This is a genomic window from Ligilactobacillus saerimneri DSM 16049, assembly GCF_000423265.1.
GTDB lineage: Bacteria > Bacillota > Bacilli > Lactobacillales > Lactobacillaceae > Ligilactobacillus > Ligilactobacillus saerimneri.
This window is the reverse complement of the sequence record NZ_KE383994.1, coordinates 64,198-70,808: the sequence shown is the minus strand read 5'-3', so window position 1 is coordinate 70,808 and position 6,611 is coordinate 64,198. Positions and strand designations below refer to the sequence as shown.

The following is a 6,611-nucleotide window of genomic DNA, read 5'->3' as shown; positions in this document are numbered from 1 at the left end:
CGCATGGTATTCACCCTTTAACCGGTGAATTTCATTAAAGATAGTAGTCTTACTAAAGCCCAGGTAATCAGCGATATATCGAAGAGATCGCTTTTCATGACGAAGCGTTTCGATGACAATTCGGTCTTCAAATGATAAGATAGTGGTGCCCATAAAGGTCCTTCTTTCTAATGGAATGTTGTAACGACACCATTAAAGACCTTTATGGGTTTTTCTGTCCACTAAAATGTTCAACTTAAATTTTACAATCTGCCAAATAAAAACAAGGATATCACTGCTATATTAAGCATGTGATATCCTTGTTTCTATTGCTTATTGTTCGACTTTTTTGTAACTCAAACCGAGATCAGGAAGATATGTCAGCTGATAGTTGTCTAAAAGGACGCTTACAATACTTTTAAACAGTCGTATTGATAGCCGATTGTATTTTTTGCAACAGTTTATCAAAAAACTAGTTTTTTTCAGTGATAAGCGAAAAATAAAAATACCGGTATGACGGGCTTTTTAACACCCACCAACACCGGCAAAAACATAAAATATGGAGATGGCGGGCGTTATAAGGTATTTCTTTAAATAACTATGCTTTTTTATCAAACCAACATCAATAATTTGTATTTTATACACTACTACTTTTTGCTGAAATTGGTGGCATTTTTGGTGGCAACAAATAAGCGAGGCGTTGACCTCGCTTGTTTTTATGAATTAATTTGCCCTAAAATTAGATTTTCTACTACTTCACTCTGACTCTTTCCCTCTTTTGTAGCCATGTCGAGTAAAGCTTTCTTCGCTTTTTTGGATATGCTCAGAGAGAGCACCGTTTTTTCTGAACTACCAGCAGTGCTAAAGAGTTCTTTATATTGTTTTTCGGTAAATCCGTAGTAGCTGGTGCTAGGATCATCTAAAATGGTCTTATACCATTTTTTAGCTTCATCAAAGCTCAAAGGCTTGATGCCCTCGCCCGATGTGAACGAGTCTTCAAAGGCTTTGCCATACTTACTTTCGGCATTGCCAGAGCCATAGATAAAAAATTCCCCTGTCCGCTTGCGATATAGAGTTTCTTCGAAGTGACAGTAGTCACGCTTTGAGTATTCGCTAATATTAGCGATTTGTCTAGCGGTTTCTGTATTATACTCTAGTCCTTTGATACGTTTTTTCATTTTTTATTCTCCTTAAATATAAAAAGGCACCCATAACTGGGTGCCTTCCATTACTAAGTTCTTCAGAGTACAAAGATTTTGTACTCCTATACTTTTACAATAGCACACTCAGTCAATTTTTACTACATCTTTTTTAGTTTTGTAGCCTTTATAAAAGGCATTTATGTTATTACCGACCACATTAATGAATCTGTACTTATCAATGTCCATATTATCTAGCGCCTTTTTTACTTTAGGCACTTTTTTATCAATGATTTCGGTAAATTTCAGCTTACTGCCTTTAATATTTACGAGTAAATATAACTCACCTTCCAAATCATGATATTGATTGTCAGCACTGTGATTACTGATTCTAATCTGAATATCATCATTTAACCACATGTAGCAACTGTCCATTCTTCCTGACAGTTCCCAATCTGGATAGTCAGTTTCGAATGTTTTCTCTAATTCCTCCATCGCTTCTGCGTAATCCTTAGCTTTTGTTTTACTAAGGTTATAGTGACGATGGCGGTACGCATTCCAACGGCCATTCCCCCAACTCATTTTCATTCCTCCTTTAAAACTCGTGCTTGCTCTTGCAGAATGTCAGCAAGCTCCATCATAGTCATTCTGCGCCACTTACGTTTTTCAAGAGTTTTTAAAGACTCTTGGTATTCTTTCATTACCCGGTCAAAGTCCTCTGGAAGGACTTCATCTCTGGTCGGTTCGTCCCAGAGATAATCAGTAATAAAATCAACGTCTGGTGCTTGTGGAAACACCGAGTATATCGCTATTACCTTTTTATCTGGTCCAAATTCTTCCAAGTCTGATAGCACTTCGGCCATCAATTTTTCGTCTTCGTATCTATATTTAATTTTCATTTTAAAACCCCTTAATCACTGACTTAGGTGCCCACATATCGATGTACCCAAAGTTCGTTTCGAATCGGAGCAAGCTTGCTTTTTCCGTTTCTCTGCGAACGTGGATGTCATATGCTTGACGTGCCCCGTCGTATTCGGCTTGGCTTAAATTTTTCTGCATCAGCCACTCTGGCACGCCCATGCCATCGATCCAGAAAAACTTTGGCCCATTGTAAGGCTTTTTGATCATTTCATAGAAAGCATTTTTCAACGCTCCTTGAGTCATACGTTTACGACCTGCTTTGACCATCGCCCAAATTTTTTTGAGCGCTAATTTTAAAGCGATCATGTAATCGCCAACTTTTTCAACTAAGGCCTTAGCCAATTTGTGTGCTTGCTTCATAATACTTTTTTTACTCATTTTCATATCCTCCTATTGATTTGCTTTATCTTACATTCTTATAATATTACAGTTTATATAAAATGTCAACAGTTTATATAAAATAAACACAAAAAAAGAGCACTCCTAAGAGTGCCCGATGTAAGATAAAGCCTCAAAAAAGAGGACATATTTATTTTAACTAAAAAAGCCCCTGCCGTAAAGCAGGGGAGCCACCATGTCGTATCTAAATTATAGCATAAAAAAATAACCCCCACCATTCGGTGAGGGTCTTGTTAATTATCGAGGATTTCTCCTTCTTTAAAATTTTTTGTTTCCTATTATAAGGATAGTTTTTGACCAGGAAAAATCAAGTTAACATTCCTGATCCCATTTCGTTGGGCAATAGCAGATACAGTCGTTCCATAACGGCTTGCAATGCTTCCTAGGGTATCTCCATAACGAACTACGTAAACGCGCTTGAAAGCCGTGCTATTTCCTTTGATCCGTTTGCCGTATTCTTCGCCACCCATCTTCCCAATGGCTACGTAAACAGTTTTTCCAGAGTAGCTGGTATATCGAGCCCAGGCGTAACTTTCACGAATATAAACATGGTTATATGTGAAGTGATCGCCCGCTTGATAGTGACCAACTACTTGCCCGTTAAGGCTAGGGGCGGTACGAATATTTAAGCCAGTACCAACAGTGAAACTGCCGTACTGTGCATAGTCTTGGTCACTGCCCTTATTTTCGTTTTTCTTAACGTGGTATGTGTTGCCATTGCTAATAACTGTGTTTTTATCCTGACCAGCAGTATAGTAGTCATCATATAGCTGTGACGCGTCAAACTGTCCATATGAACCATAGAAAGTCTGATCAGATCTAAACTGCCAGGCATGATGATTAGTCCAGCGTGCTTGCGTTAAATTATATGGATACTGAGCGATCCACCCTGTTCCGTTGGCCACATTAAACCGCCGATTAACCCAGGATCCCATGGTATAGAGATCATACCGATAACCCGCCTGCTCTACAATTTGCTTGAAGGCATTGTTGGCTTGGGTCATGGTAGTGTACCCTGTGTTGTTGCTGTTAGATTCGACATCAGCGACTAAAACAGCACCCGTTGGTAAGCCATCTTGGCGAGCCATAGCTACTGCATACCGAGCTTCCGCTTGCGCACTCGGCACATCATTGTATCTGGCAAAATGATAACCGTTAATGTACAGACCTGCTTGCTTTGCTGTTTGAATGTTATTTCTAGCAGTATAGTCATGGTAGTAAGTACCTTCTGAAATCTTGGTAACTACTGCCTTAACGCCATATCTATCTCTCATTGCCGTAAAATTGCCTACTGTCATGTAGCCGTTGTGATTAGATACGTCCACCATGTCAGTCCTTGCGGCACTTACTGTTGACGGCATTAAAAAAAGCAGTGTTGCCACTGCCAGACCCATAGTTCTTTTTTTCACTATCTCACCTCCTTTATTTTTCGGTGATTTGCTTCTTAACTTCCTTAATTTGGTGTGAGTTATCCGCTAACCCCCACACCCCTAAAATTGCTAGCAAAGTATTAACGAAGTTCATAATATCAGCCGTATTACCATGGTAGTCGAAGCCAAAGATCTTAGCTCCCTGTTGTACCAACACAATCAATAGAGCCACGGTTGATAATACGTTTTGTGAGTTTAACTTTCCATCTGCGTCAATAAATGCCTTTTTAATCATTGCGACCACCCCTTCTAAAAACTTCTTTTTCGAGATTGATAACCTTGGTCTTGATTTCCTGAGAATCAATCAGATGATTTTCAAAACTTTTACCCAGATTGCGAACTTCGATCTGCTGTGCGCTATTGTCATTTTTTAACGCTTGGATTGTCTTGCTAAGATTATCAATCGCATATCGTAACGGTTGCATCGTTTTATCGAGCGCACGGTTTAATGTGCGATTAAAAATCTGCCCCACCCCCGTAACAATTGCCGTAAAAATTCCCAGTAATCCGAACCACTCATTAATAGAGAAACCCAAAAAAGTATGTTGCATCTTCTCACCCCTTTCATAGATACCAAGAAAGGACTTTTTTGCGCTTTTTAGGCTTCAATCATATCTAACTGAATATTAACTGTTAGAGTTCCATCTTTTACTTTGTCACTAGGTTCATCTAGATATAATCTACCACCAATATCACAGAGTACACGTACCCCATTTGTAGCGGTGTTGCCACCGTGCCCACCAACTGGACAAAATGCATATACTCCTTTCAGATTATACTTTTTGTTTCTGAAAGTAGTGCTAGTAGGAACTGCCATTGCAATCGGGTTGTTATATCCATAAGGGGCGCTCGAGCCTGTTGTACCACTAATATCACCATATAACCAAGCCCTACCTGGTGTAATTACTAGCTTTAATGAGTTATTGTTGACTACTTTCCAACCACTACTTAGCGGAATGGTAATTTCTTTGCGCTCTTCCAGATTGAGTGTCTGCTCTGCCATATCAAAATTCTTGTTAATTTTATCTACACCAGTTTCATCGCCTTTGGCAATGTCAGTGAATTTAATCATTTTATCAATCCTTTCTTAAATCTTCAGGCGCTGGTGACCACGGCGTTGGTACTGTGCCTAATTCTAGCTTCAATTCTTTGTAAGAAAATTCGTTATTGTCTATTCTTCCGCCAATAACAATATTCCAGTTAGTAAATCCAGTAGGAATTACACCAGTAACGGTACTATACCCACTTTCACCAGTTTCAATAGCATTACCATATAGACCGCCTTTATTCGTCCAAATGTTCACCTGAGTGGGTGATGTTGGTTTATCAATCCATACTCGAATTGTCATTTTTTGCCCTTGATAATCTGGTAACGAATCAAACTCTTTGTAAGTAGGATTGCCGACCAACACCAAGCCGTTTGTAGTGGTTGCGTGTTTCAACTGATTACTAGTGTGTTTAATCAGGTTTACCCCCCCCCGCCTCATCTTCGGCGGCGGGCACCCATGGCGTGGCTGTGTCACCAATTTCTACCTTAAAACTACTCCACTCAAAAGTAGTGCCAGCGTTGACGTTGTCCGTGTACCATGCCACCCACCAATAGTGGTTCTTTACCATATCATCGGTTACTTTAAAGCTATACGTCAAAGTACCGCTGTATGTGTTGCCCCCTGTTGAAAGCGTGATTTTATCAGGACGTGGCATCTGTGCAGTTTCACCCCATGCTGTAACATCGCCCCAACCCTTTAAGTACAGATAAGCGTTGTTTGCTGTTACCCCGCTATACTGATACTTAACGGATACGGTTAGTGTGTCGCCTGCTTTTACTTGGTCTAGGTAGACATTGGCAACCTGGATTGATTGGTCAGTGCCACCGTTGAAGTTGGTGGCTTTTGTCCATTCATTTGTAGTGCCTCGTGCCAAGTTAGCACCTTGAATGCTATCCCCCCAAAGATCTAAGCTAGCTTTATTATCGCTATTTCCAGCAAGTGCGTTTTCTACATCAATATCCTCGCCCAAGTTAAAACTGAGGGTTTTGTAGCCATCAATCAACCGCCAGGCGTCAATCTCAAAAACGGGCTTGCCGTTTAAAGCTTCGCTCCGTGGCAGATGGATAACACAAGTATTCATATCTGGATAGTCAACCAAGCACTGCACATTGCGGTTATGGTAACCACCAAAGCTACCCGCTGGACCAGTGCCAAAGCCATTTGGTTCAGTGCCAAAAGCGTATTCTACATAACTAACTGCTACTTTCGGTTTGCGGTTCTGATTATGCTTCAAAGTGACTGTAAAGCCCATTGGGACATACTGTGATACGATACTCTCCAGCCGTTCGAATCGTCCGTCAAGTGTCGGGAAGCTCCCGTAAATTTGGCTATCCCGCGCTAGGATAACTTCACTGTCTTTTGTAGTATTAGCAATCACTGCGTTAAATTGATTTTCAACATCAGTCTGTCTTTTTTCAACATCGCCTTGACGCCCTAATAGTTCACTTTTTAAATTATTCATCAAGTTTTCAAAGTTGTCAGTATTGTTAATTAAATACTCCGTGATCCGTGCTTGAAGAATAGCCCATAAAGCCAATGACTTCCGTGTTTGTTCACCCATCATCTTTTCTTCAACCCACTTTGCAAGTTTTTGCGCTCCTTGCTCAAGGTCACCAACAGATATGGCATCATAAAGCTTGTCTATATCGTCTTGTGTAATCGGTGTGTCATCACGATATTCCACTATTAATCTC

The 6,611-nt window shown here is 40.3% G+C and carries 11 protein-coding genes; all 11 read right to left on the bottom strand.

Annotated features, from left to right (window positions below; genetic code table 11):
* Positions 1 to 153: helix-turn-helix domain-containing protein (locus G541_RS10315; protein WP_155824578.1), on the bottom strand; the 153-nt coding region annotated here is incomplete at its 3' end.
* 542 nt (positions 154 to 695) lie between these two features.
* A complete protein-coding gene (locus G541_RS0108685; RefSeq protein WP_027827174.1) occupies positions 696 to 1,157 on the bottom strand; it encodes a hypothetical protein in 462 nt (153 codons plus the stop codon).
* A 108-nt stretch (positions 1,158 to 1,265) separates the two neighbouring features.
* A complete protein-coding gene (locus tag G541_RS0108680) occupies positions 1,266 to 1,700 on the bottom strand; it encodes a hypothetical protein (protein ID WP_027827173.1) in 435 nt (144 codons plus the stop codon).
* Between the two features lie 2 nt (positions 1,701 to 1,702).
* Positions 1,703 to 2,017, bottom strand: a complete 315-nt coding sequence (locus G541_RS0108675; RefSeq protein ID WP_027827172.1) for a hypothetical protein — start codon at positions 2,015 to 2,017, stop codon at positions 1,703 to 1,705.
* Between the two features lies 1 nt (position 2,018).
* Positions 2,019 to 2,417 carry a hypothetical protein gene (locus G541_RS0108670; RefSeq protein WP_027827171.1) on the bottom strand — a complete coding sequence of 133 codons (399 nt, stop codon included), beginning with the start codon at positions 2,415 to 2,417 and terminating at the stop codon, positions 2,019 to 2,021.
* Between the two features lie 299 nt (positions 2,418 to 2,716).
* Entirely contained in the window at positions 2,717 to 3,847 is a 1,131-nt protein-coding gene (locus tag G541_RS0108665; RefSeq protein WP_235806337.1) for a GH25 family lysozyme, read from the bottom strand.
* A 13-nt stretch (positions 3,848 to 3,860) separates the two neighbouring features.
* Positions 3,861 to 4,103 carry a phage holin gene (locus G541_RS09865; protein WP_051174645.1) on the bottom strand — a complete coding sequence of 81 codons (243 nt, stop codon included), beginning with the start codon at positions 4,101 to 4,103 and terminating at the stop codon, positions 3,861 to 3,863.
* Positions 4,096 to 4,419: a hypothetical protein gene (locus G541_RS0108655; protein WP_027827169.1), complete on the bottom strand. Its 324-nt coding sequence runs from the start codon at positions 4,417 to 4,419 to the stop codon at positions 4,096 to 4,098. The genes G541_RS09865 and G541_RS0108655 overlap by 8 nt, the downstream gene beginning before the upstream one ends.
* A 47-nt stretch (positions 4,420 to 4,466) precedes the next feature.
* A complete protein-coding gene (locus tag G541_RS0108650) occupies positions 4,467 to 4,940 on the bottom strand; it encodes a hypothetical protein (protein WP_027827168.1) in 474 nt (157 codons plus the stop codon).
* Positions 4,941 to 4,944: 4 nt separating this feature from the next.
* Positions 4,945 to 5,310 (bottom strand): hypothetical protein, encoded by a 366-nt coding sequence (locus tag G541_RS0108645; protein ID WP_027827167.1) that lies wholly within the window; start codon positions 5,308 to 5,310, stop codon positions 4,945 to 4,947.
* Between the two features lie 16 nt (positions 5,311 to 5,326).
* Positions 5,327 to 6,601, bottom strand: coding sequence for a hypothetical protein (locus G541_RS0108640; protein WP_027827166.1), 1,275 nt, complete (start codon positions 6,599 to 6,601; stop codon positions 5,327 to 5,329).
* Between the last annotated feature and the right edge of the window lie 10 nt (positions 6,602 to 6,611).